24 protein-coding genes and 1 pseudogene are annotated in these 23,917 nt (G+C 71.8%); 10 read left to right on the top strand and 15 right to left on the bottom strand.

The features are described 5' to 3' along the window. The first annotated feature begins 53 nt into the window (after nt 1-53). Nucleotides 54-2,750 (top strand): nitrate reductase, encoded by a 2,697-nt coding sequence (locus M6G65_RS12810; protein WP_238195498.1) that lies wholly within the window; start codon nt 54-56, stop codon nt 2,748-2,750. 203 nt (nt 2,751-2,953) lie between these two features. After that, nucleotides 2,954-4,426, top strand: a complete 1,473-nt coding sequence (gene cysG / locus M6G65_RS12805; protein ID WP_250104012.1) for a siroheme synthase CysG — start codon at nt 2,954-2,956, stop codon at nt 4,424-4,426. 74 nt (nt 4,427-4,500) lie between these two features. Here the strand turns inward: cysG and nudC are convergent, their stop codons facing one another. The 5 genes from nudC to M6G65_RS12780 all read right to left on the bottom strand — a co-directional run bounded on the left by nudC (nt 4,501) and on the right by M6G65_RS12780 (nt 8,668). Further along, the gene (gene nudC / locus M6G65_RS12800) at nt 4,501-5,403 is read right to left on the bottom strand and encodes an NAD(+) diphosphatase (protein ID WP_238195500.1); all 903 of its coding nucleotides are present in this window, start codon (nt 5,401-5,403) and stop codon (nt 4,501-4,503) included. Nucleotides 5,404-5,412: 9 nt separating this feature from the next. Further along, the gene (locus M6G65_RS12795) at nt 5,413-5,832 is read right to left on the bottom strand and encodes an HIT domain-containing protein (RefSeq protein ID WP_250104011.1); all 420 of its coding nucleotides are present in this window, start codon (nt 5,830-5,832) and stop codon (nt 5,413-5,415) included. A gap of 91 nt (nt 5,833-5,923) precedes the next feature. Continuing rightward, nucleotides 5,924-6,517 (bottom strand): hypothetical protein, encoded by a 594-nt coding sequence (locus tag M6G65_RS12790; protein ID WP_238195502.1) that lies wholly within the window; start codon nt 6,515-6,517, stop codon nt 5,924-5,926. A 112-nt stretch (nt 6,518-6,629) separates the two neighbouring features. Beyond that, nucleotides 6,630-7,493, bottom strand: coding sequence for a universal stress protein (locus M6G65_RS12785; protein WP_238195503.1), 864 nt, complete (start codon nt 7,491-7,493; stop codon nt 6,630-6,632). A gap of 26 nt (nt 7,494-7,519) precedes the next feature. Beyond that, nucleotides 7,520-8,668: an acyltransferase family protein gene (locus M6G65_RS12780; protein WP_238195504.1), complete on the bottom strand. Its 1,149-nt coding sequence runs from the start codon at nt 8,666-8,668 to the stop codon at nt 7,520-7,522. A gap of 295 nt (nt 8,669-8,963) precedes the next feature. Here M6G65_RS12780 and M6G65_RS12775 point away from each other — a divergent pair, with 295 nt between their 5' ends. Further along, nucleotides 8,964-9,668 carry a DUF4142 domain-containing protein gene (locus M6G65_RS12775; protein WP_238195505.1) on the top strand — a complete coding sequence of 235 codons (705 nt, stop codon included), beginning with the start codon at nt 8,964-8,966 and terminating at the stop codon, nt 9,666-9,668. A gap of 87 nt (nt 9,669-9,755) precedes the next feature. On the opposite strand, the gene M6G65_RS12770 is transcribed toward M6G65_RS12775, so the two are convergent. The 3 genes from M6G65_RS12770 to M6G65_RS12760 are packed head-to-tail and all read right to left on the bottom strand — an operon-like array spanning nt 9,756 to nt 11,798. Beyond that, nucleotides 9,756-10,421: a carbonic anhydrase gene (locus M6G65_RS12770; RefSeq protein WP_250104010.1), complete on the bottom strand. Its 666-nt coding sequence runs from the start codon at nt 10,419-10,421 to the stop codon at nt 9,756-9,758. A 45-nt stretch (nt 10,422-10,466) separates the two neighbouring features. Continuing rightward, nucleotides 10,467-10,982 carry an NUDIX hydrolase gene (locus M6G65_RS12765; RefSeq protein WP_238195506.1) on the bottom strand — a complete coding sequence of 172 codons (516 nt, stop codon included), beginning with the start codon at nt 10,980-10,982 and terminating at the stop codon, nt 10,467-10,469. A gap of 54 nt (nt 10,983-11,036) precedes the next feature. Continuing rightward, nucleotides 11,037-11,798: a DUF429 domain-containing protein gene (locus M6G65_RS12760; RefSeq protein WP_250104009.1), complete on the bottom strand. Its 762-nt coding sequence runs from the start codon at nt 11,796-11,798 to the stop codon at nt 11,037-11,039. A gap of 137 nt (nt 11,799-11,935) precedes the next feature. On the opposite strand from M6G65_RS12760, the gene M6G65_RS12755 reads away from it, so the two are divergent. Then, nucleotides 11,936-12,817: an HpcH/HpaI aldolase/citrate lyase family protein gene (locus tag M6G65_RS12755; RefSeq protein WP_238195508.1), complete on the top strand. Its 882-nt coding sequence runs from the start codon at nt 11,936-11,938 to the stop codon at nt 12,815-12,817. After that, nucleotides 12,814-13,283: pseudogene (dut, locus tag M6G65_RS12750) on the top strand (dUTP diphosphatase). The gene M6G65_RS12755 and the pseudogene dut overlap by 4 nt, the downstream one beginning before the upstream one ends. An 8-nt stretch (nt 13,284-13,291) precedes the next feature. On the opposite strand, the gene M6G65_RS12745 reads toward dut, so the two are convergent. Further along, the gene (locus M6G65_RS12745) at nt 13,292-14,167 is read right to left on the bottom strand and encodes an ATP-binding protein (RefSeq protein ID WP_238195510.1); all 876 of its coding nucleotides are present in this window, start codon (nt 14,165-14,167) and stop codon (nt 13,292-13,294) included. Nucleotides 14,168-14,331: 164 nt separating this feature from the next. Between M6G65_RS12745 and M6G65_RS12740 the strand changes: the two genes are divergently transcribed. The 5 genes from M6G65_RS12740 (at nt 14,332) to M6G65_RS12720 (ending at nt 18,241) form a co-directional block, all read left to right on the top strand. After that, complete coding sequence (locus tag M6G65_RS12740; RefSeq protein ID WP_238195511.1) at nt 14,332-14,775, top strand: OsmC family protein; 444 nt, start codon at nt 14,332-14,334, stop codon at nt 14,773-14,775. 78 nt (nt 14,776-14,853) lie between these two features. Next, nucleotides 14,854-15,219 (top strand): nuclear transport factor 2 family protein, encoded by a 366-nt coding sequence (locus M6G65_RS12735; protein WP_238195512.1) that lies wholly within the window; start codon nt 14,854-14,856, stop codon nt 15,217-15,219. A 252-nt stretch (nt 15,220-15,471) separates the two neighbouring features. Continuing rightward, complete coding sequence (gene serS / locus M6G65_RS12730) at nt 15,472-16,818, top strand: serine--tRNA ligase (RefSeq protein ID WP_238195612.1); 1,347 nt, start codon at nt 15,472-15,474, stop codon at nt 16,816-16,818. Beyond that, the gene (gene surE, locus M6G65_RS12725; RefSeq protein WP_238195513.1) at nt 16,818-17,582 is read left to right on the top strand and encodes a 5'/3'-nucleotidase SurE; all 765 of its coding nucleotides are present in this window, start codon (nt 16,818-16,820) and stop codon (nt 17,580-17,582) included. The genes serS and surE overlap by 1 nt, the downstream gene beginning before the upstream one ends. Nucleotides 17,583-17,644: 62 nt before the next feature. After that, entirely contained in the window at nt 17,645-18,241 is a 597-nt protein-coding gene (locus M6G65_RS12720) for a protein-L-isoaspartate O-methyltransferase family protein (RefSeq protein WP_238195613.1), read from the top strand. Between the two features lie 110 nt (nt 18,242-18,351). On the opposite strand, the gene M6G65_RS12715 is transcribed toward M6G65_RS12720, so the two are convergent. The 6 genes from M6G65_RS12715 to M6G65_RS12690 all read right to left on the bottom strand — a co-directional run bounded on the left by M6G65_RS12715 (nt 18,352) and on the right by M6G65_RS12690 (nt 23,832). Continuing rightward, on the bottom strand, nt 18,352-19,230 hold the full coding sequence (locus tag M6G65_RS12715; protein ID WP_238195514.1) for a phytoene/squalene synthase family protein: 879 nt from the start codon (nt 19,228-19,230) through the stop codon (nt 18,352-18,354). Beyond that, a complete protein-coding gene (locus M6G65_RS12710; RefSeq protein ID WP_238195515.1) occupies nt 19,230-19,628 on the bottom strand; it encodes an Mth938-like domain-containing protein in 399 nt (132 codons plus the stop codon). Before M6G65_RS12710 ends, M6G65_RS12715 begins: the two co-directional genes overlap by 1 nt. A gap of 12 nt (nt 19,629-19,640) precedes the next feature. Then, on the bottom strand, nt 19,641-20,582 hold the full coding sequence (secF, locus tag M6G65_RS12705) for a protein translocase subunit SecF (protein WP_238195516.1): 942 nt from the start codon (nt 20,580-20,582) through the stop codon (nt 19,641-19,643). A 245-nt stretch (nt 20,583-20,827) separates the two neighbouring features. Continuing rightward, on the bottom strand, nt 20,828-22,432 hold the full coding sequence (gene secD / locus M6G65_RS12700) for a protein translocase subunit SecD (RefSeq protein WP_192708906.1): 1,605 nt from the start codon (nt 22,430-22,432) through the stop codon (nt 20,828-20,830). Nucleotides 22,433-22,489: 57 nt separating this feature from the next. Continuing rightward, a complete protein-coding gene (gene yajC, locus M6G65_RS12695; protein ID WP_250104008.1) occupies nt 22,490-22,837 on the bottom strand; it encodes a preprotein translocase subunit YajC in 348 nt (115 codons plus the stop codon). A gap of 116 nt (nt 22,838-22,953) precedes the next feature. Then, on the bottom strand, nt 22,954-23,832 hold the full coding sequence (locus M6G65_RS12690; protein ID WP_238195517.1) for an alpha/beta fold hydrolase: 879 nt from the start codon (nt 23,830-23,832) through the stop codon (nt 22,954-22,956). Nucleotides 23,833-23,917 lie beyond the last annotated feature (85 nt).

Below are 23,917 nucleotides of genomic sequence, written 5' to 3'. Positions count from 1 at the left end.
AACGGCGGCGCGAAGCTTGCTCCCGCCCAGGACGACCCTGCGAGGATCCAGCCATGACCCAGCCAGTGGCGGCGCCGACGGTGCGGACCACCTGCCCCTATTGCGGGGTCGGATGCGGCGTGCTCGCGACCCCGGACGGGCAGGGCGGCGCCGCGATCGCGGGCGACACCGAGCACCCGGCCAATTTCGGCCGCCTGTGCTCGAAGGGTTCGGCTTTGGGCGAGACCCTGTCGCTGGAGAACCGCCTGCTCCACCCGCAGGTCGACGGCGCCCAGGTCTCGTGGGAGGCGGCGCTCGACACGGTCGCGGGCAAGCTCCGCGCGGTGGCGGACGAGCACGGGCCGGACGCGATCGCCTTCTACCTCTCGGGCCAGCTCCTCACCGAGGATTACTACGTCGCCAACAAGCTCGCGAAGGGCTTCATCGGCACGCCGCACGTGGACACCAATTCGCGGCTGTGCATGTCGAGCGCGGTCGCGGCCCACCGCCGGGCCTTCGGCTCCGACACGGTCCCGGGCTGCTACGAGGATCTCGACGAGGCCGATCTGATCGTGCTGGTCGGCTCGAACACGGCCTGGTGCCACCCGATCCTGTTCCGCCGCATGGCCGACGCCAAGGAGCGCCGCGGCACCAAGTTCGTAGTCATCGACCCGCGCCGGACACAGACCGCCCAGGAATCCGACCTGTTCCTCGGCATCCGGCCGGGCACCGACACCGCCCTCTTCTCCGGCCTCCTCGTCTACCTGTCCGACAACGGCTTCCGCGATCGCGCCTTCGTGGACGCCCACACGGCCGGCCTCGACGGCGCCCTCGACCGCGCCCGCCAGATCGCGCCGGATCTCGCGGCGGTCGCCGCGGTCACCGGCGTGCCGGAGGCCGACATCGCGGCCTTCTACGCCCTGTTCGCCGGCACGCGCCGGGTTGTCACGGCCTTCTCGCAGGGGGTGAACCAGTCGGCGCAGGGCACCGACAAGGGCAACAGCATCATCAACTGCCACCTGATCACCGGCCGCATCGGCGAGACCGGGATGGGACCGTTCTCCCTGACCGGCCAGCCCAACGCCATGGGCGGGCGCGAGGTCGGGGGACTGGCCAACATGCTGGCCGCCCACATGCATTTCACCCCCGAGGAGGTGGACCGGGTGCGCCGCTACTGGGGCGCCCCGCGGATCATCACCGGCGAGGGCATGAAGGCGGTGGCGCTCTACGAGGCGATCGCCCGGGGCAAGATCAAGGCCCTCTGGGTGATGGGCACCAACCCGCTGGTCTCGATGCCGCGGGCTGATACGATCCGCGAGTCGCTCGCCGGCCTCGATCTCTACGTGGTGTCCGAGGCGGTGTCGGATTCCGACACCGCAAGGGGCCGGGCCAGGACCACCGTGCTGCTGCCTGCCCAGGCCTGGGGCGAGAAGGACGGCACCGTCACCAACTCCGAGCGCCGGATCTCGCGCCAGCGCCGCTTCCTGAAGAGCCCCGGCGAGGCGCGGCCCGACTGGGCGGTGCTGGCCGATGTCGGCCGGCGCCTCGGCCACGGCCGGGCCTTCGCGTTCGATTCCGCCGCAGCGATCTTCCGGGAGCATGCCGGGCTCTCGGCCTACGAGAACAACGGCACCCGCGACTTCGACCTCGGCGCACTCGCGGACATCGGCGATGCCGCCTACGACGCGACCCTGCCGGTGCAATGGCCGATCCCGAAGCGCTCCGGCTTCCGGGGCGCGCCGCAGGGCAAGGCGCGCCTGTTCGGCGACGGCCGGTTCTACACCTTCGACCGGCGCGCCCGCTTCGTGGCCGTGCAGCCGCCGGGCCTCGCCCAGGCGGTCTCGGAGGCGTTCCCGTTCGTGCTGAACACCGGTCGGGTGCGCGACCACTGGCACACGATGACCCGCACCGGGAAGAGCCAGCGCCTGTCGGCGCACCGGGCCGTCCCGTTCGTCGAGGTGCATCCGGACGACGCGGCGATCCAAGGGCTCACGGATGGCGGGATCGCCCGTCTGACCACCGAGCACGGCGAAGCCGAGCTGGAGGTGATGGTCACCGACACGGTGGTGCCGGGCAGCCTGTTCATGCCGATGCACTGGGGTGGCGCCTTCGCGTCGCAGGCTCGGGTCGGCGCGCTGGTGCGCGGCGTGCCGGACCCGGTGTCCGGCCAACCCGAGCTGAAGGCGACCCCGGTCGCCATCGCGCCGGTGGCCTACCGGGCCAGGGGCTTCCTCCTGTCGCGGCAGCAGATGGCGCTGCCCGACGGCTGGTGGTGGGCGCGGGCGGCGGTCACGGGCGGCTGGGGCCTGCAATTCGCCACCGAGGCGAGCTCCCGTGCCGTCGCGCTGATGATCCGTGGATTGATCCAGAGCGGCGCGCTCCCGGGCGGCGATCTGGCCGAGTATGCCGATCACGCCCGGGACCGCTACCGTTGCGCCGTCTACGACGGCTCCCGGCTCGTCGCCTGTCTCGCCTACGGCCCCGCGGAGGCGCAGCCCGACTGGGAGGCGGCGAAAGCGCTGTTCGCCGCCGAGGAGCCGGAGGCCGCGGCGCGACGGGCGCTGCTCTCGGGCCGCGCGGCGACGGCCTCGGCGGGGCCGGTGGTCTGCGCCTGCCACGGCGTCGGCGCCGACGTGATCGCCGCGACCATCGCCGGGGGCGCCGGCTCCGTGGAGGCCGTGGGCGCGGCCTGCAAGGCCGGCACGAATTGCGGCTCCTGCATCCCTGAGATCCGCAAGATGCTGGTCGGGCAGACCGCCCGCGCCGCGTGATTTTCTGATACACTCGCCGGAGAGGACGGACCGGGTGCTCCCATCCGATCCCCTCATCCCGAGGTGCCCGCGTCGGCGGGCCTTGAAGGAGCCCTCCAGCCGGCCGCGCGATCCCTGGAGCCCTCCTTCGAGGCTGCTGCGCAGCACCTCAGGATGAGGGGACGGACGGGCCGGACCGACCGAGGACGATTCAGGACAGGCCCGTGACCGAGACTTCCCTGCGCGCCGCCCGCGCGCCCCGCGAGACCAAGGCTGCTGGCCTGGAGCCGCTGGCGGTGCTGCCCGTCTTCGTGCCCCTGCGCGGCAAGCGGGTGGTGCTGGCCGGCTCCTCCGGCGGCGCGCCCTGGAAGGTGAAGGTGCTGGCCGCGGCCGGGGCCCATGTCGACGTCTACGCCCCCGAGCCCAGCGAGGAGCTGCGCGCCGTGCCGGGCGAGATCGCCGACGGGCAGGTGGTGCTGCACGAGCGCACCTGGAGCCCCGACGACCTCTGGGGTGCGGCCTTCTGCATCGGTGCCATGGAGGACGAGGCCGAGTGCGTCGCCTTCGTGGCGGCGGCGCGCGGGGCCGGGGCCATCGTCAACGCAGTCGACCGGCCGCATCTCTGCGACGTGAAGTTCGGCGCCATCGTCAACCGGTCACCGCTGGTGGTCGGCATCTCGACGGAGGGCGCCGCCCCGGTCTTCGGCCAGACCGTGCGCGCCCGGATCGAGGCGATGCTGCCTCGCGGGTTCGCCCGCTGGATGGGAGCCGCCCGCGACTGGCGGGACGGCGTCACCGCGCGTTTCCACGGGTTCGCCGAGCGCCGGGCCTTCTGGGAGCGCTTCACCGACCGCGCCTTCGCGGAACCCGACCGGAGGCCGACCGAAACCGACCTCGCCGAGCTGCTCGGCGAGACCGAGGCTGCCCCGAAGGGCGGGGCGGTGACCCTGGTCGGTGCCGGCCCAGGTGACGCGGAGCTGCTGACCCTCAAGGCGCTGCGGGCGCTGCGCAACGCCGACATGATCCTGTACGACGACCTCGTCGCCCCCGAGATCCTCGACTACGCCCGCCGCGAGGCCCGCACCATGCTGGTGGGCAAGACCGGCCACGGCCCGTCCTGCCGGCAGGACGACATCAACGCGCTGATGGTGCAGCTCGCCCGCTCCGGCAAGCAGGTGGTGCGGCTGAAATCCGGCGACCCGCTGGTCTTCGGCCGGGCCGGCGAGGAGATCGAGGCCTGCCGCGCCGCCGGCATCCCGGTGACGGTGGTGCCCGGTGTCTCGGCCGCGCAGGGCGCCGCGGCGGCTCTCGGCGTGTCGCTGACCCACCGCGATGCCGCGCGCCGCCTCCAGTTCGTCACCGGCCACGACCGACGCGGGGCGCTGCCCGACGATCTGAACTGGGGTGCGTTGGCCGATCCCAGCGTCACGACCGTCGTCTACATGCCCAAGCGTACCTTGCGGGCGCTGCTCGCCCGCGCGGTCGCAGAAGGTCTGGCGCCTACGACGCCGGCGCTCCTCGTCTTCAACGCGACGCGCCCGAACCAGACGGCGCTGCGCGGCACGGCGATCGATCTCGCCGACAGGGTCGAGGCGGCGGGGCTCGACGGGCCGGCCCTGCTGATGGTGGGCGAAGCCTTCTCCGAGATGCGGGGCGCGCTTCCAGCCCAGGCAGAGCCGAATCGCGTGGCGGTCTGAGCCTGCTCTCGCCGAAGGCCACCCGCTCCGCTCGCAAGGAGGGCAGCGCCGAAGCCTTCGATCGGGGGCTGGGCTCAGGTCTCGCCGGCCACGAAGGCGCGCATCAGGTAATTGGCAATTGCCATGGGCGGCGGCGCCTGGATGCCCTCGGGATGGGTGCCGTCCAGCATCGCGGCGACGGCGGCGCGATCGAACCAGCGGGCATCCTCAAGTTCGTTCGGATCGGTGACGATGGCGCCGTCGAGGGCCTCGGCGGCGCAGCCGAGCATCAGGGACGACGGGAACGGCCAGGGCTGCGAGGTCCGGTAGGTGACCGCGCCGACGCGGATCCGCGTCTCCTCGAACACCTCGCGGCGGACCGCATCCTCGATCGTCTCGCCGGGCTCCAGGAAGCCCGCGAGACAGGAATACATGTGCGGCCGGAAGTGCGGACCGCGGCCGAGCAGGCAGGCGTCGCCCCGGCGCACCAGCATGATCACCACCGGGTCGACCCGCGGGAAGTGGTGGGCGCTGCAGTTCGGGCACTCGCGCCGGAAGCCGCCGGCCTTCACCGCGGTGGCGGTGCCGCAATTGGCACAGAAGCCGTGACGGGCATGCCAGTCGAGCATCGACTTGGCCACGGCCAGCAGCCCGAGTTCCTCGGCTTCCACGGCGGATTCGGTGGCGATGGAGCGCAGGTCGAGGGTGCGGGCCCCGTCGTCGGCGAACCGCTCCGCGGCCTCGGCCGGCGCCGCGGCGGCGAAGACCGGCTGCCCGTCCCGATGCCCCAGGAAGATCCGCATCCCGTCGGTCAGGCCGGCCGCGTCGGCGGGATCGATAAGGGCCGTCGCGCCGCGCAGGACGAGCCGGTCGCCGCAGAGCAGGACGAGGCGCGCCTCCGGCGCGTCGAGGGTGGGGACCGCTTCCTCGGGCTGCTCGGCCGAATGCCGGTCGAGACGGTTCCGGACGAAGCCGAGGGTGGCGCGGGGATCGGTCATGCGTTGAGTTCAGGCCGCGGAGAACAGGGCGCCGGCGCGCTCGATGAGCTGCGCGCGGGCGTGAAGCGGGTAGGGCGTGCGGGTCCCGACGCCCCAGACCGGGCCGGGCCAGGCCGGGTCCGAGCGGAAGCGCCCGACGACATGAACGTGAAGCTGCGCCACGACGTTGCCGAGAGCCCCGACATTCACCTTGTCGGGCCGGGACAGGGCCTGCATCACGCCGACGGCGATGCGGGTCTCCTGCCAGAGCGCCTGCGCGTCCGGCTCTGAAAGATCGGTGATCTCGGCGAGATCCGGACGGCGTGGCACGAGGATCAGCCACGGAAACCGGGCGTCATCCATCAGCAGCACGCGGCACAGGGTGAGGTCGCCGACCTCGACGGTGTCGGCGGCCAGGCGCGGGTCGAGGGTGAAGTCCGAGTCGCTCATCGCTGACCGATGTAGCGCAGCTCCGGCCGCGGCGCGCGGTCCGTTCGCCGGAACGGTGACGCAGCGCACGCGCGGCGGCGGGCCGGCCCGGTCAGAGGCCCGGCACGACGCCCTGACGCCCGACCGCGATCGTGCCGGCGTCGAGCGATCCATCCGGGGCCGAGCGGGCGAAGATGGTCACGGCTGCGCCGGGTTCGAGCAGCGCCTTCTCGCCGGGCGACAGCTGGGTGACCGGCGTGTCGCGCGGGACTTCGAAGGCGGATCGGCCGCCCGTGTAGGACAGCGCCACCCGCAGGGGCGATCCGACCTGCAGGTCGGTCACCCAGCCGGCCGTCAGGCTCGCGCCGGGCGCGGTATCCCAGGGTTGGCTTCCCGCCTCGAAGCCCCGCTCGGACGGCGAGTACAGCGTCACCGCCATGGCGCGCTGAGGCTCCGATCCGGGCGCACCGACCACGCTGATGTAACTTTCCGGCTTGATCGACCACAGGCTCGACTGGTTCACCGCGTAGATCCGGGTCCGCGGCCCCATCCGCAGGGTCAGGGTGCTGCCGCTGGACCGCCGGATCTCCAGACGGTCAGTCTCAGCCCGGATGATAGTGCCGCGGAACCGGGGCGAAATCGGCTCGGCCCGGACGGCAGTCGTGGCGGCCAAGGCCAGCACGGCGGCAAGGAGAAGGCGTTTCACGGGGCTCACGGGCTCCTTGTCGCTCAGGTCCGGGAGCCGAACGTCAGGCACCACGCCCGGTTCCCGACCGCGGACCTGTTATCCCGGAGGCCGCCGCTCAAGGTCGAGGCCGTCAATGCGCCATCAGGACCGGCATGTCGGCGTGGGCGAGCACGTGGCTGGTGACACCGCCGAAGATCATCTGGCGCAGCCGGCTCTGGGTGTAGGCGCCCTTGATCAGCAGGTCGCAGCCGAAGGCCTGCGCCTCGGTGAGGAAGGTCTCGCCGGGCGCGCGCCGACCGGCCGGCAGCGCCCGGTGCGACGCGTCCACGCCTTCGCAGGCCAGCGCCTGGGCCAGATCCTGCGCGGTCGGGCCCGGCACCATGCCGCCCTCGACGCTGAGCACCAGCACCCGCTGCGCCTTCCGCAGGAACGGCATCGCGAAGGCGACGGCGCGGGCGGTCTCGGTGGAGCCGTTCCAGGCGATCAGGATCGCCTCGCCGAGGCTCGCCGGCGGGGTCGGCGGCGCGAGCAGGATCGGCCGGCCGCTCTCGAACAGGGCGGTCTCAAAGGTGGTCATGCGCGGCGCGTTGTCGGTGGTGCCCGGACGGCCGACCACCGTGGCCGAGAACAGCCGCGCGTACTGGCCCAGGAAAGCGTCGCCGGTCGGCACGTCCTGCCGCCAGCGGAAGCGCGGTCCGGCGTCTGCGACCCGCTCCGGGATGCACAGCCCGTCACGGGCATGCCGGGGAATGCCGGCCGCATCCATGAAGGCGACGAAGCGGCCGCCCGCCTCCTCGGCCTCGGCCCGGTCGGCTTCCTCGTCGCGCAGCCACGTCATGCCCCCGACCATGTCGACCGGCACGTATTCGGCCAGCGCCGGACGCAGGGACACCCCTTCGATCAGGCTGCCGAAGCGCGAAGCCGCCAGCCGGGTCGTCTCGAACACGGAGGGCAGGGCGTCGTGCATCGCGACGGGTACGAGCAGCGTCTTCATGGCAGCGTCCTCCTCGGAGGGCGAGGCTAATCCGGGCGGCCGCTCTGTGGAACCGGGCACGGCGCGGCGCGCACACGGTTTTGCGCGTCGCCAGGATCGAGACGGGTCCGGGCCCACCGGGTGAGCGGCCGCTCGACGAGGCGGTGGACCAGCAGGGCGGCCGCGACGCTGCCCGCGAGCATGAAGGCCATCCCGCCCCAGGGGTGCACGGCCGGCGCGAGGCCGAGCCGGAGCAGCGCCTCGCGGACGAGGCGCAGCGCGAAGGGATGCACGAGATAGAGGGCATAGGACGCGTCCCCGAGGATCACGAGGCCCCGCACCGCGGCCGGTAGGCGTGAGACCTGCGCGGCGTCGCGCTCCGGCCCGAGCGCGGCCGCCACCAGCAGCGCCGCCGGCACGCCGACGAGCAGCGGGCGGAGGAACCCGTCGGCCCCGTCCAGGCCGGCGAGCCAGCGGGCCGCCAGGACAAGACCCAGGATGCCGAGCGCCGCGAGAACGAGGCGGGCCGGCAGCCCAGGCCGAAATCCGTCGCGATAGGCGAGGGCGAGGCCGGCGCCGGCCGCGAATTCCAGCACGATCGGGTCCGCCCAGAAGCGCAGCGGCACCGGCAGGTCCGGCATCAGCCTCCCGGCGGCCACCAGAAGCGCTAGGACCAGGACCAGCCACGCCACCGCACCACGTCGGCCGAAGCCGAGTCCGGCCGCGAAGAGGACGTAGAAGAACGCCTCGTAGTTCAGGGTCCAGCCCAGGCCGTAGACGGGCTGGACGGTGCCGTCGGGCCGGGCCGCCGGCCAGAACAGGAACCCGGCGACCAGCGCCCCGGGATCATGAGCCAGCGCGGCGGTCTCGCCGAGAAGCTCCGGACGCGCGAGGGCGAGGCCGAGATAGGCGAGGCTCACCAGCCAGTAGAGCGGCACCACCCGGGCAACCCGGTGCGCCAGGAAGCGCCCCCGACCGCCCGGCTGTCCGAACAGGCGCCCGGCCGCCAGGACGATGACGAGGCCGGAGATCACGAAGAACAGGTCGACCCCGCCCCACCAGGGCAGCAGCGTGCCGGGGTCGAGGGCCGGGCCGGCGCCGCGCCCGGCGAGCAGACCGGCCTCGTGCCGCGCGTGGTGCCACACGACCATCAGCGCCGCCGCGGCGCGCAGGATCTGGACAGCGACGAGGCTCATGCAGCGACCGCGGCCCGGTCGCGACGAGCTGCCCTTCCGACATCGGACGATCGCGCCATCATTCCGGCGCGCCGGGAGCGAGCCCGGAATCCATCACCCTGGTGGGTCGGTGACACGTGTCTCCGAGGCCGCCAATCCATCGTAGATCCTGCCCGGCGCGAAGCAAAAACCGCAGGAACCATAAGCCGATGGCCTCGTTGACGCACCAATTCGCGAACGCGCCGGCGTGAGGTCTGCGATCTCCGCGTGCAGCGTACCATGCCCGTTCGCGCGTCCACTTTGACAAGAGGTTCCGATGCTCAAGAATTATGCTGCTGCCTCCGCGCTCGTCCTGGCGCTGTCGACGCCGGCTCTCGCGCAGAGCGCCAACGACTTCCGCGTCCAGTCGATGCAGGCGAACGCGTTCGAGATCCAGTCCTCGCAGATCGCGCTGTCCAAGTCGCGCAACCCGCGGATCCGCTCCTACGCCCAGGAAGTCCTGCGTGACCACCGCGCCGCCAACGTCGCCCTCGCCGGCGGCCAGACTGGCCCCATGGCGGCCGGCGATCCGGGCCTCGGCGGCCTGATCACCGCCCCTGTCGCCGTGGCGGGCAGCGCGGTCGGCGCCGGTGTCGGCGCGGCGACCGGCGTGGTCGGCGGCACCCTAGCGGGCGGCCCTGTCGGCGGTCTCGAGGGCGCGGGTGCGGGCGCGGCGCGCGGTGCCGCGGCGGGCAGCCAGATCGGTCGCGGCGAGGTCATGGCCACCGGCGCCTCCACCATCGTGCCGCCGAGCCCCGAGCAGCAGGCGATGCTGTCCGAGCTGTCGGCCGCCCCGGCCGGCGCGCGCTTTGATCGCCTGTACGCGACCCAGCAGATCCAGGCGCATCAGATGAGCATCGCGATGACCCAGGCCTACGCCCAGGGCGGCCCGAACCCGGCCCTGCGCAACTACGCCCAGCAGGCCCTGCCGGCCCTGCAGATGCACCTCCAGATGGCCCAGCGTCTGCCGGGCGCGATGTAAGACACGATCCGGCACAAGGCCCGGCTTCGCGCCGGGCCTATCGGCGGCGGGTGCGAGCCCGCCGCCGTTTTCATGTCCGCGTCGCGCTCAGTCGCACGCGATGGCGGCGACCGAACGGACCGCCAGCCCGGCGGTGTCGAGGGGCGGCTTGAACTCGCCGGTCTTCGGATCGCAGACCAGCAGCGAGCCGGTGGCCACGCCGAAATGGGCGCCGTGGAGCTCGATCCGGCCGTCGCCGACCCGCTCCTTCACGAACGGGAAGGTCAGCAGGTTCTCGATGCTCTGCTTGACGACGGCGAGTTCGAGCTTGGTCAGGTAGTCCGGCGCGTCGGGATCGCCCGCCTTGGACTCGGCCTGCCCCACGAGCGAGACCCACTTGCCGATGAAGTCGCCCGGGGAGAGCGGCTTAGCCTTGTTGGCGTAGGCCTTGATGCCGCCGCAGGTGGCGTGGCCGAGCACGACGATGTGTTTCACTTCCAACGCCTGGACGGCGAATTCCAGAGCTGCCGAGGTGCCGTGGTACTGCCCGTCGGGCTGGTAGACCGGCACGATGTTGGCGACGTTGCGGATCGTGAACAGCTCGCCCGGACCGGCATTGAAGATCGCGCTGGGCGAGACCCGGCTGTCGCAGCAGCTGATGATCAGGATCTCGGGATTCTGGCTGGAGGCGAGCTGCGCGAAGCGGCGGCGCTCCGTCGGGAAGCGGTCCTGCAGGAAGGACCGGTACCCTTCGGTCAGGTAGATGGGGAACATCAAATCGTCTCCGGTTAGAGGATTCCGCGTCGCGCGGAGTGGAACTCAAGGATCCTGCCAAGTCAGAACGCGCGGCTGGACCGGAATAGTCCCGCTCGCGACTTCGGCTGCAAGCTCGGCGAGGCCTACGGGCTCGACGCGCTCGCCGCTGGCGCGCAGTTCATCGAGCGGCCACCAGCGCGTGCCGATCAGGGGATTGTCCTCAGTCTCCGCGAGGCGGCTGGTATCGACCCGGTCGTCGGGCAGGCGGACGAGGAAATAGCGCTCGCGTGCGTCCCGCGACTGGCGGAACAGGTGGAACGGGCCGTCGCAGACGGCGACCTGCGGGCCGATGGTCGCGTCGGCGCGGCCGATCTCCTCCTCGAGCTCGCGCCGGCAGGCGGTGACGTGGTCTTCGCCGGGCTCCAGACCGCCGCCGGGCATGAACCAGAACCGGAGCGGCGCCCCGTCCGGCCCCTTGGCGTGGACGGACGTGTAGGCGATCAGCAGGATCCGGTCCTGCGGATCGAGGACGATCGCCCGGGCAATATGACGGATCGGAAGCGGGGTTTCTGCGCTCATGGCGGCTGAGCTAGAGCGCGCGGTTCGCGATGAACACCGGTTCGGTGCAAATGATCACCGTTCCGGCGGGGTTCGATCGTCCGCCCGTGAGGCCGGCGCCCAGATCACCACCGGGAGCCCGTGCGCGTCGCGCTCCGGCCGCGCCGGCAGCGGCACGGCGCAGCCGTCGAGGATGTCGCGGGCGACGATCAAGGCCGCGAGGGCGTCGAGATGGTCGTCCTCCGGGACGCCTTTGACCCGGCCGGCGATCAGCGCCTCGGGCAGGCCGGCGGCAGCCAGCAGTGTCCGCCGCGAGGCGAGACCCGCCTGCGCGTTCCGGCCCTTCTTCGGCAGGCCGAGGGGCTGGTCGCCGTTGAGCGCGTGGAACGCGACCTCCGGGTGGACCTCGTGGAGCCGGTCGCGCGCCTCCGGGCGCTCCCGCAGGAGCGTATCCACCGCGCGGACGTAGCGGAAGATGTTGAAGCCCTGGATTGAGGGCGCGTAGGGCGGCTCGCTGCCGGCGCGGGAGGCCGCCTTCGCGGATTCGTAGTCCGGCGCGTACACGGCGGCCCGGGGCGGCATCGGGAAGACCGAGGATCGCGCCGGCCCCAGGCGCGCGCGGGCGGCGCGATCGGCAGACCGTCCGCCGCCGACAATCCGGTCGGGCAATCCGATCGGCACGTCGATTCCGACGATCAGCGGCTGTTCCGGCGTGTCGAGGAGCGCGGCGACGTCGGGGAACAAGGCGCAGCGGTGGCGAGCCGGGTCGCCGAGGTCGAGTAGCGCGCCCGCCCAGGCGCCCCGGCAACCGTCCAGCCCCGCGATCCAGCGCGCCATCCTCGCTCCCTCTGCCGATCCCGCGCCGCGCCTCTGGCCCGGAACCCGGAGCCCGCGATGGTCTTGTCTGCCTTGCCCGCCCGGGCGCGGAAAGCTATCCGCGCCCGGGCGGGCGCCGCAGCCCCGGGAGAAGCGTGATGAGCGAGATCCGTCCCCGCCGCAGCGTGCTGGCGATGCCCGGCTCCAACGCCCGGGCGCTGGAAAAGGCGCGGACGCTGCCCGCCGACGTGATCCTGATCGACCTTGAGGACGGCACCGCACCCGCAGTGAAGGCTCAGGCCCGCGCGCAGGTCGCCGCCGCGGTCGCGGCGCGGGGCTTCGGCCAGCGCGAGGTCGTGGTCCGCATCAACCCGCCCGAGACCGAGGACGGCGAGGCCGACCTCGTCGCGCTCGCGCCGGCCGCCCCGGACGCGATCCTGGTGCCGAAGGTCCGCGCCTCAGATGCGCTGATCGCCGTGGGCTCCCGGCTGCGCCGCCTTGGCGCGCCGCTGGCGACGCGGGTCTGGGCGATGATCGAGACGCCGATGGCGGTGGTGAACGCCGCCGAGATCGCGGGCGCGGCCCGGGACGTGGACGGGCGGCTCGGCGCCCTGGTGATCGGTCCGAATGACCTGCTGAAGGCCTCCCGGATCCGACCGCCCGGGCGGGCCGCGCTGATGCCCTGGCTAATGAACGTCCTGGCCGCCGCCCGGGCCTACGAGATCGAGGCGATCGACGGCGTCTTCACCGACCTCAAGGACGCGGCCGGGTTCGAGGCCGAGTGCGTCCAGGGGCGCGACCTCGGCTTCGACGGCAAGATGCTGATTCACCCGAGCCAGATCGGCCCGGCCAACGCGGCCTTCGGGCCGGGTGACGAGGAGATCGCGCAGGCGCGGCGGCTGATGGACGTCTTCGACGCGCCGGAGAACCGCGAGCGCGGCGTGATCGCGGTGGACGGCAAGATGGTCGAGCGCCTCCATGTCGAGGCGGCCCGGCGGACGCTCGCCATGGCCCAGGCGATCGCGCGGCTCTCCGCGTGAGCGACCTGCCCGAGGTCGGCCTGCGGCTGCTCGACCCGCGCCTGCCGGGCTGGGGCTTCCCGCGCTGGGGCTCGTCGGCCGCGGCAGGCCTCGACTTGCATGCCTGCCTCGATGCGCCTCTGGTCCTGCCGGCTCAGGGCAAGCCGGTCCTGATCCCCGCCGGCTTCGTCGTGCTGATCCGCGATCCCGCCTGGTGCGGGCTGATCTTCCCCGCTCGGGCCGCGGCCACCGGGAAGGCTTGGTGCTCGGCAACGGCACCGGGGTGATCGACGCGGATTACGAGGGCCCGCTGATGGTCTCCGCCTGGAATCGGGACGAATCCGAGCCCGTCCGGATCGAGCCGGGCGAGCGGATCGCGCAGCTCGTCTTCACCCGGATCACCCGGCCGGTGCTGACCGTGCTGGAGGGCGCGCCCGGCCCCGGCTCGGAGCGGGGCGCGGGCGGGTTCGGGTCGAGCGGACGCTAGGCCGCCCCTCAGTCCAGCGTCTTGCCGAGCCGCCCCGCCAGATCCTGGATGAACTGGAAGGCGGTGCGGCCCGAGCGCGAGCCGCGGGTGGTGGCCCATTCCAGGGACTCGGCGCGCAGCTGCTCCGGCGGGACGGCGAGGCCGTAGCGGTCGGCATAGGCGCGGATCATCGCCAGGTACTCGTCCTGGCTGCACTTGTGGAAGCCGAGCCAGAGGCCGAACCGATCCGAGAGCGAGACCTTCTCCTCCACGGCCTCGCCGGGATTGATCGCCGTCGAGCGCTCGTTCTCCATCATGTCGCGGGCGAGGAGATGCCGGCGGTTCGAGGTGGCGTAGAACAGCACGTTGCCCGGCCGCCCCTCGATGCCGCCGTCGAGGGCGGTCTTGAGCGACTTGTACGAGGTGTCGTCGGCGTCGAAGGAGAGGTCGTCGCAGTAGACCAGCCAGCGGTGCGGGTCGGGCCGCAGCAGGGCCATGAGGTCCGGCAGGGCCTCGATGTCCTCGCGGTGGATCTCCACGAGCTTCATCGGCAGGCTGCCGGCAGGCCGGCGGGCGTTGATCTCGGCATGGGCCGCCTTGACCAGCGAGGACTTGCCCATGCCGCGGGCCCCCCACAGCAGGGCGTTGTTGGCCGGCAGGCCGCGGGCGAAGCGCTCGGTGTTCTCCACCAGAGTGTCGCGCGCGCGGTCGATGCCGGTGAGCAGGCCCATCTCGACCCGGGCGACCTGCGGCACCGGGGTCAGCCGGCGCTCGGGCCCCCACAGGAAGGCGTCGGCGGCGTTCGGGTCGAAGGCCGGCGGGATTGCGGGCGCGGCCCGCTCCAGCGCGGTGGCGATGCGCTCCAGGAGCGGCATCAGGGTGTCGAGGGTCGCGGGGCTCGTCATCGGATCGGGGGGTTCGCGTGCAGGTCGGTCAGGCGGCCGGTTCTACGGGGAAGATTCCGGGAAATCATCCGTATCCGGACGCATGGCGCAGGTCTTCCGAACGCGAACCCGGATCGGACGTTGAGTCTCCCGGCGGGGTGGGCGCCATGACGCCGGGGAGCACGATGGAAACAGGACCGACGATCCGGATCACCCAGGTCGCCGATTACGTCTTCACGGTGGATTTCGGTTCGGCCCTGCCGGCGCTGATCACCGACGAGGCGCCGCCGATCGGCGGCGGGACCGGGCCGTTCCCCGAGCAGCTCCTGATCTCCGGGGTCGCGAACTGCCTCTGCGCCAGCCTCGTCTTCGCCCTGGGCAAGTTCCGCCAGGAGGCGCGGGGTGTGGCGGCCGAGGCGTCCTGCCGGGTGGAGCGCAACGCCGAAGGGCGGCTGCGGGTCACCGGGATCGGCGTCCACATTCAGCTCGGGGCCGCCGCCGCCGAGATGCCCCGGATCGACCGGGTGCTGGAGCAGTTCGAGCGGTTCTGCACCGTTTCGGAGAGCGTGAAGGCGGGGATCCCGGTCGCCGTCTCGGTGACGGACCGCGACGGGACGCGCCTGAAATGACCCAGGCGGGGGAAAAATCGGCGGCCCGGCGCATTTCCGCAGGATCAACCGGCCGCCAGGGCCGGACGAGGAGACGCCATGTCGGACCAGACGCGAGAGCCCGCCCGCGCCCCTGAGGAGCTTGCCGCCCTGTTCAACCGACGCGCCAATGCCGGCGACGTCGAGGGCCTCGTCGCCCTCTACGAGCCCGATGCGGTGCTGGCGGCCGGCCGCGTCGTCGCCACCGGCCATGCCGAGATCCGGACCTTCTACGCCGACCTGCTGGCGCGCAAATCCGACTTCCGGGCGCCGGAAACGCCGCCGCCCCTGCGCAACGGCGCGCTCGCCATGACCTTCGCGCAGCTGCCCAAGGGCGCGTTCTCGGTGGAGGTCGCCCGCGAGCAGGCGGACGGGACGTGGCTCTGGGCGATCGACCAGCTCAAGCTCGCGCCGCCGAAGGCGTGACGGCCGGCTCATAGGCATCGTCACCCCGGGGCCGCGCAGCGGAACCCGGAATCCAGACGCACCAACGCGCCCGGTTCTGGCGCGCGTCGCGGTTCTGGATTCCGGGCTCGCCTCCGGCGCCCTGGAATGCCAGGGAGAGAGAATGCCGATCCGAGTCGGACCGGTCCGACGCCCGCGCTTGTCCCACCGGACGCGATGCGGCAAAGCGGGGCCCGCGCGCTCGACGCCGCGCAGAAGACCCGAGCCGACTCGATGCACGACATCCGCGCCATCCGGGAGAACCCGGACGCCTTCGACCGCGACCTCGCCCGCCGGGGCCTCGCGCCGCTCTCGGCCGAGCTGATCGCCCTCGACGAGGCGCGGAAATCGTCGGTCTCGGCCGCGCAGGCCAATCAGGAGCGGCGCAACGCGCTGGCGAAGGAAATCGGCGGCGCCAAGAAGGCCAAGGACGAGGACCGTGCCGCGGCCCTGATGGCGGAGGTCGCGGCCCTGAAGGGCGCCGAACCCGAGCTGAAGGCCGCGCAGGACGCGGCCGACAAGACCCTGGCCGACCGGCTCGCCGCGATCCCGAACCGGCCGAAGCCTGACGTGCCCGAGGGCGCGGACGAGCACGGCAACGTCCTCTACCGCAGCCACGCCGCGACCCGCGAGCGGCTGACCGAGGGCAAGGAACATTTCGAGCTCGGCGAGGCCGCCGGCCTGATGGATTTCGAGGCGGCGGCCAAGCTGTCCGGCTCGCGCTTCGTGGTGCTCAAAGGCCAGCTCGCGCGGCTGGAGCGGGCGCTCGGCCAGTTCATGCTCGACCTGCACACGCAGGAGCACGGCTACCTGGAGGTGGCACCGCCGGTGCTTGTCCGCGACGCCGCCATGTTCGGCACCGCGCAGCTGCCGAAGTTCGAGGACGACCAGTTCTCGGTCTTCAAGGGCCTCGATTACGTCAAGGCGCTGCAGGGGCAGGCGGGCGCGGATTCCGCGCCGGTCAGCGACGAGCATTTCTGGCTCGTCCCGACCGCCGAGGTGCCGCTGACGAACCTCGTGCGCGAGTCGATCCTCCGCGAGGAAGAACTCCCTCTGCGCTTCACCGCGCTCACCCCCTGCTTTCGGGCCGAGGCCGGGGCGGCGGGGCGGGACACCCGCGGCATGCTGCGCCAACACCAGTTCAGCAAGGTCGAGCTGGTCTCGATCACGACGCCGGAGGAATCCGCGAACGAGCACGAGCGGATGCTGACCAGCGCCGAGGCGGTGCTGAAGAAGCTCGATCTGCCCTACCGGGTGATGACCCTCTGCACCGGCGACATGGGCTTCGCCAGCCAGAAGACCTACGACATCGAGGTCTGGGTGCCGGGGCAGCGCACCCACCGCGAGATCTCCTCGTGCTCGGTCTGCGGCGACTTCCAGGCGCGGCGGATGAACGCCCGCTACCGCGGCAAGGACGGCAAGCCGGCCTATGTCCACACCCTCAACGGCTCGGGCGTCGCGGTCGGCCGCGCGCTCATCGCCGTGATGGAGAACTACCAGAACCCGGACGGCAGCATCACGATCCCGTCGGTGCTCCACCCCTACATGGGCGGGCTCAATCGGATCGAGGGCACCCGCTGATGCGCATCCTGGTCACCAACGACGACGGCATCCACGCGCCGGGGCTCAGTACCCTGGAGGAGATCGCCCGGGAGCTCTCGGACGACGTCTGGGTCGTGGCGCCGGAGAGCGACCAGTCCGGCGTGTCGCACTCGCTCTCGCTCAACGACCCGCTGCGGCTGCGGCAGGTTTCGGAGCAGCGCTTCGCCGTGAAGGGCACGCCGTCGGACTGCGTGATCCTGGGCGTGCGTCACATCCTGGGCGATCACGGCCCGGACCTCGTCCTGTCGGGGGTCAACCGCGGCCAGAACGTCGCCGAGGACGTGACTTATTCGGGCACGATCGCGGCCGCCATGGAGGGGACGATCCTCGGGATCCGCTCGATCGCGCTGAGCCAGGCCTACGGCGCCGGCGGGCGCGGCGCGCTCAAGTGGGACTGCGCCCGGACACACGGCGCGAGGGTCGTCCGCAAGATCCTGGAGACCGGGATCGAGCCCGGCATCCTGGTCAACGTGAACTTTCCGGACTGCGAGCCGGCCGAGGTGCAGGGCGTCGCGGTGGCCGCACAGGGCTTCCGCAACCAGGCGCTGCTGTCGATCGACGCGCGGGTCGACGGGCGCGGCAACCCGTATTTCTGGCTGGCCTTCGCCAAGGCCCGGTTCGAGCCGGGCCACGGCTCGGATCTCAAGGCCATTGCCGAGAAGCGGATCTCGGTGACGCCGCTGCGCCTCGACCTCACCGACGAGCCGACGCTCACGCGCTTCGCGCAGGCCTTCGCCGGGTGATCGAACGGACGTCGATCGATCTGGGCAGCCTGGAGGCGGCCGCCGGCAACGCGGCCTTCGTGATGGCGCTTCGGGGCCGGGGCCTGCGGGACACCGCGGTGCTGCGGGCCATGGAGCAGGTGCCGCGGGACGCCTTCGCGCCGCAGCCGCATCGCGAGCATGCGCGGCGCGACATTGCCCTGCCGTTGCCCTGCGGCGCGTCAATGACGGCACCGTCCACGGTGGCGCTGATGCTGGCGCTGCTGCGCTTGGAGCCGGGCCAGCGCGTCCTGGAGATCGGCACGGGCTCGGGCTACGTGACCGCGTTGCTGGCCCAGCTCGGCGCCGGCGCGGTGCTGAGCCTGGAGCGCTACACGACGCTGGCCGGAATGGCGACGCGACAGCTGGCGGCCCTCGCCGAGGTGCATGTCGTCCGGGCGGACGGGCTCGCCCCGGAACTGCCCGATGGCGGCTTCGACCGGATCCTGGTCCACGGCAGCGTCGCGGCGATCCCGCCGCACTGGCGCGCGGCCCTCGAACCGGGCGGGCGGCTGGTCACGGGGCTTAGCGGCGACGGGCTTTGCCGGGCCGCCGTGCTGGCCTCGCCGGAGGCCGATGCAGAGCCGGGCGCACCGGTCCGTCTCGCGGCGCTGGTGCCGGGGCTCGCGCGCGTTCTCTGACAACGCTCCGTCATCGCGAGCGCAGCGAAGCGACCCAGGGCAGCGCGACATCGGTGACCGTGGCGCCGCTGGATTGCTTCGCTCCGCTCGCAAGGACGCCGAAGCCGCGGCTATCTCACCCGCCGCGCCGCCCGCCAGAGGCGCCACAGCCGCCGCCAGCGCGGCAGCTCTATGGGCGTGTTGAGCGGGTCATAGGACGCCCGATCCATGGCGGCGAGATAGGGCTCCACCAGGGCTACGGGCAGGAACGCCGCCCCGGCCGACGGCGCGATCGTCGGGCGCGCCGCCTCGAAAGCCTTCAGGTGCTGCCGGGCGAGGGCGCGCAGGTCGGCGCAGGCCCGGCGCAGGCCCGGCCCGCCGCGGCCCGTGACGATGTCCTCGCGGGTGACGCCGTAGCGGCCGAGGATGTCGGCCGGCAGGTAGACCTGCCCGGAGCGGGCATGCCAGGGCAGGGCGCGCAGGAGCCCGGTGATCCCGTAGGCCACCCCGGCATGGCCGGCCGCGCCCGCGCCGCCCGGCTCGGTACCGTTGGCGATCACGAGACTCGCCAGCCGGAACAGGGCCGAGGCGGTCTCGCCGCAATAGCCCTCCAGGTCGTTCACCCGGGGCATCGGGTCCTCGTAGAGGTCGAACACACGGGCATCGATCAGGTCGACGAAGGGCTGGCGCCCGAGGCGGTTCACCCGGATCGCCTCCTCAAGGGCGGCGGCCACTGGATTGGCCCGCACGTCGCCCCGCGCCTCGCCCTGGAGGGCGTCGCGCCACCATTGCAGGCGGATCTCACCGGCCATGGGGGCCGACACCGCCTCGCGCACCCGCGCGACGGTCAGGCTGAAGGCGTAGAGCGCGAAGAGGTGGGGGCGGGCGGCGGCCGGGGCGAACAGGGTCGCGTAGTAGCGGTCCGGGTCGCCGGCCCGCACGAGATCCTCGCAGTGGGACTGCGCGAAGGCGAGCCCGGTCTCCGCCGTCTTGCCGTCGGCCTCCGGCATCAGGCCACCGCAATCAGCGCGGCCGCGACCTTGCGGTTCTCGGCCACGAGGATGTTGTAGGTGCGGGCGGCGGCGCCGGTCTGCATCACGTCGAGCCCGACGCCGAAATCCTTGAGCCAGCCCCGCAGCGCCGGGTCGATCGCCGCAATGTCGAGGCCGGTGCCGACGAGAAGCAGCTCGATCCCCGCCGCCTCGGCCTGGACCGGGCGGAGCGCCGACCGATCAATCGCCCGAGGCTCGGTGACGTCCCAGGCGCGGACCCCCGAGGGCAGCATCAGGATCGAGCCGCGATGGGACATGCCGGCGAAGCGAAAGCCGCCATTGCCGTAGGTGTCGATGATGTGGCGGCCCGGCACGAAGCCGGACTCGAAGCTCTTCGGGGTCTCCCGCTCGGCCATGTCCGAAACAAACTACTCCGCCGGTTGCGGGACGCTCGACCGCTCGGCCGCCGCGCGGGCGCCCGAGAGCATCAGCCCCAGGTAGATCAACACCGGCGTCGAGATGAAGATCGCCGAGTAGGTGCAGATCAGGACGCCGCAGAGCATCACCACGGCGAAGCCCTTGATCGCCTCGCCGCCGAACAGCACCAGCGCCAGCAGCGACAGGGACGACGAGATCGACGTCATCACGGTGCGCGACATGGTCGAGTTGATCGACAGGTTGAGCAGGTCGACGGTGGGGATGGTCTTGTACCGGCGCATGAGCTCGCGGGTCCGGTCGAACACCACGACCGTTTCGTTGAGCGAGTAGCCCACGATCGTCAGGATCGCGGCGATCGAGGTCATGTTGAACTCGATGCGGGTGATGATGAACACGCCGACCGTCAGCACGATGTCGTGGAGGGTGCCGACGATGGCGCCGAGCGCCAGCTCCCGCTCGAACCGGAACCACAGGTAGAGCAGCACCGCCACGACCGAGAGCACGACGCCGAGCGTGCCGGACTGGACCAGCTCGCCGGAGACGCGTGGGCCCACGGTCTCGGTGCGGCGGAAATCGTAATCCTTGTCGAAGGCGGCGTGCGCCTTGTTCATCACCGCGGTCTGGCCCTGCTCGCCGGGCTGGAGCGGCAGGCGGACCAGCACGGTGCCCTGGTTGCCGAGTTCCTGCACCTCCGGTTCGCCGAAGCCGAAGCCCGCGGCGGTGTGCCGGATCGACGCGACGTCGGCCGTGCCGGACTTCGCCTGCAGCTCGACCAGGGTCCCGCCCTTGAAGTCAATGCCGAAGTTCAGCCCGATCGTCAGGAACAGGGCCACCGTGGCGAGCGAGAGCAGCGCCGAGAGCGGGAAGGTGAAACGCCGGAATCGCATGAAGTCGAAATGCGATTCGTCGGGCCAGAGGCGGAGCAGGCGCATGGTCGGTCTCGATAGGCGGGGCCGCTGTACGGTCTCGCTGATCCGCCGTCATTCCGGGGCGCCCGAAGGGCGAGCCCGGAAACCAGAACCGCGGCCGCGCCAGGGCCGGCGCCGTCGGCGAGTCTGGATCCCGGGCTCGCTGCGCAGCCCCGGGATGACAGGGTGGGCCGCCCGGACGGGCGATCAGACGAGAGACGCTTCGCCAACCTCCTGAAAAAGCATTTGGGTGTGCGACGACCCCGTCGTCAGAACGGCAGGGCCTTGGGCCGGAAGGTCTTGTACCACACGGCGATCATCATCCGGGTCAGCGTCACGGCGGTGATGACCGTCGTCAGGATGCCGAGGATGAAGACCACGGCGAAACCCTTCACCGGGCCCGAGCCGAGGAAGAACAGGATCAGGGCGGCGATCGCCATGGTAGAGTTCGAGTCGATGATGGTGGCGAAGGCCCGGTCGAAGCCGGCCTGGAGCGCCGAGATCAGCGAGCGTCCGGCATGGCTCTCCTCGCGCATGCGCTCGTAGATCAGCACGTTGGAATCCACCGCGGTGCCGATGGTCAGCACGATGCCGGCGATGCCCGGGAGCGTCATGGTCGCCTCCAACACCGACATCAGACCCAGGATCAGCCCGACATGGACCATCAGGGCGATGTTGGCGATGAAGCCGAAGGTCCCGTAGGTCGCGAACATGAACGCCACAACGAGGGCCGCCGCCACCAGGGTCGCGAGCTTGCCGGCCTCGATGGAATCGCGGCCGAGACCCGGTCCGACGACGCGGCGCTCGACCACGGTGAACTTGGCCGGCAGCGCGCCGGCCCGGAGCAGCACCGATAGGTCGTTGGCCTGCTGGACCGTGAAGTTGCCGGTGATCTGGCCCGAGCCGCCGGTGATCGCCGAGCGGATCACGGGCGCCGAGACCACCTCGTTGTCGAGCACGATCGCCATGCGGCGGCCGACATTCTCCGAGGTCGCCTGCCCGAAGCGCTGCGCGCCGCGCAGGTTGAACTTGAAGCTCACCATCGGCTCGTGGGATTGCTGGTCGAAGGCCGGCTGCGCGTCGGTCAGCTCGCCGCCATCGGCCATGACCCGGCGCTCGACCGGCACCTTGGCGCCCTTCTCGTCCTTCGATGGCAGCATGTCGACGTCGCCGGACGGGCTGTCGGCGAGCATGCGGAACTCGAGCTTGGCGGTGGAGCCGAGAAGCTTCTCCAGGCGCTCAGGGTTCTGCTCACCCGGCACCTGAATCAGGATCCGGTCGGCGCCCTGCTGCTGGATCGACGGCTCGGTCGTGCCGGTGGAATCGAGGCGGCGCCGGATGACCTCGATGCCCTGACTCACCGCCCGGCGGGTCCGGTCGGTGATCCCGGCATCGGTCAGCGTCAGGCGGATCACGCCGCCGGGCTGCTCGGAGACGTCGAGGGTCCGGGCCGCCGTCTGGCCGAGCGACGTGGTGATCGGCAGCGACAGTTCCTGAAGCTTCGGCAGGACCTTGGCCCGGGCCGCGTCGTCCGCGACCTTCACCTGGACGCCGCGCTGGAGCAGGCCGATGCCGCCGTCGGCACGGACGTTCTCCTGCTGAAGCACTCGGCGAACGTCGTCGCGCAGGGCCTTGGCCTGGGAGGCGATCAGCTCGTTCTGGTCGACCTCGAGCAGGAGCTGCGAGCCGCCCTGGAGGTCGAGGCCGAGCACGATGGCGCGTGTCGGCACCACCCAGCTCGGGAACCAGGAGGGCAGGCTGGCGACGAAGCCCTTGCGCTGCTCGGGCGAGAAGAAGCTCGGCACGGCGAGCATCAGCCCCACCAGGATCAGGCCCAGCGTCGCGATGATCTTCGCACGGGAGAAGCGCAGCATCGGCCGTCTTTTTCTCTTGTGGGCCGGCGCGTTACGCCGGCCAGTTCAAACGGAAGCTCAGGCGGCCTTCACCGAGCCCTTGGCGCGGACCTCGGAGATCATCGTGCGGACCACGCGCACGCGGACGTTGGGGGCGATCTCCACCTCGATCTCGGCCGCGTCATCGGCCGCCTTGGTCACGCGCCCGACGAGGCCGCCATTGGTCACGATCGTGTCGTCCCGGCGCACGGACTTGAGCAGGGTCTGGTGGTCCTTGACCCGCTTCTGCTGCGGCCGCAGGATCAGGAAGTACATGATCACGAAGATCAGGACGAACGGGATCACCTGAAAGGCGATCTCCGCTCCGCCAGCGGCCGTACCGGCCCCTTGCGCGAAGGCGGGGTGATCAACGAGCGTCTCCTGCAAATGGCGATCGGGCCTGCCGCCGGTTTTCGGCGTGGGCAGACCTGTCGAAAAGCGCGCGGACTATAGCCAGGGGCTTCCCGAAAGCAACGTCGAAGCGACGGGCATCGGCGGCGGCCTCACAGCAGGGCGCGCACCGCAGCCGCGAAGGCGTCGGGTGCCTCCTGGGGAAAGTTGTGGCCCACCCCCGCGACGATCTCACGCCGGTACGGGCCGGTGAAGTGGCGGGCCGCCGTGTCGGTCGCGGACGGCGGTGCGACGCCGTCCGCGCCGAGCAGCACGATCGACGGCACGGCGATCGCCGGCTGGGCGGCGAGCCGGGCTTCGATCTCGACCAGCGCCGGGTCGCTCGGCACCAGTCCGAAGCGGTGGCGGTAGGAATGCACCACCACGTCCACGAAGTCGGGATTGTCGAAGGACAGAGCGGTTTGCGCGTAGGTGTCCGCGTCGAAGGCCCAGGTCGGCGACCAGAGCTGCCAGAGCAGGCGGCAGAACGCGTGCCGGCCGCCCGCGAGGCCGGCGCGACCACGCTCGCCGTGCAGGTAGTACTGATACCAGAGCCGGTGCTCTGCCTCGGGCGCAACCGGCCGCCCGGAGGCCGGGATGTTCTGGATGTTGTAGCCGACGCCGCAACTCACCAGGCCCTTGGCCCGGTCCGGCCAGAGCGCCGAGACCACGCAGGCCGCCCGTCCGCCCCAATCGTAGCCGGCCAGCACGGCGCGCGCGATGCCGAGGGCGTCCAGGAAGGCCAGCAGGTCGGCCCCGAGCGCCGCCTGCTCGCCGGAGCGCGGGGTTGCCGGATCCAGGAACCGCGTCGGCCCGTAGCCGCGCAGATAGGGGACGAGACAGCGGACCCCGGCGGCGGCGAGCCGCTCGGCCGCCGCGGTGCAGGCGCGGGCGTCGTACGGGAAGCCGTGGAGCAGCACGGCGGGCGGTCCGTCCGGCGGCCCGAATTCCAGATACGCAACGTCGAGGACGCCGGCCTGCACACGCTTCATGGACGATTCCCGCGATGCCGAGACAGGGATCCTAATCACTCCCCGTGCAATTGCCGCACGCGCTTGCCGGCGCCGATCCGCGCCC

Origin of the sequence: Methylobacterium tardum (assembly GCF_023546765.1) — a bacterium.
GTDB lineage: Bacteria > Pseudomonadota > Alphaproteobacteria > Rhizobiales > Beijerinckiaceae > Methylobacterium > Methylobacterium tardum.
The sequence above is the reverse complement of the archived record's forward strand: the minus strand, read 5'-3'. Positions and strand labels throughout refer to the sequence as shown.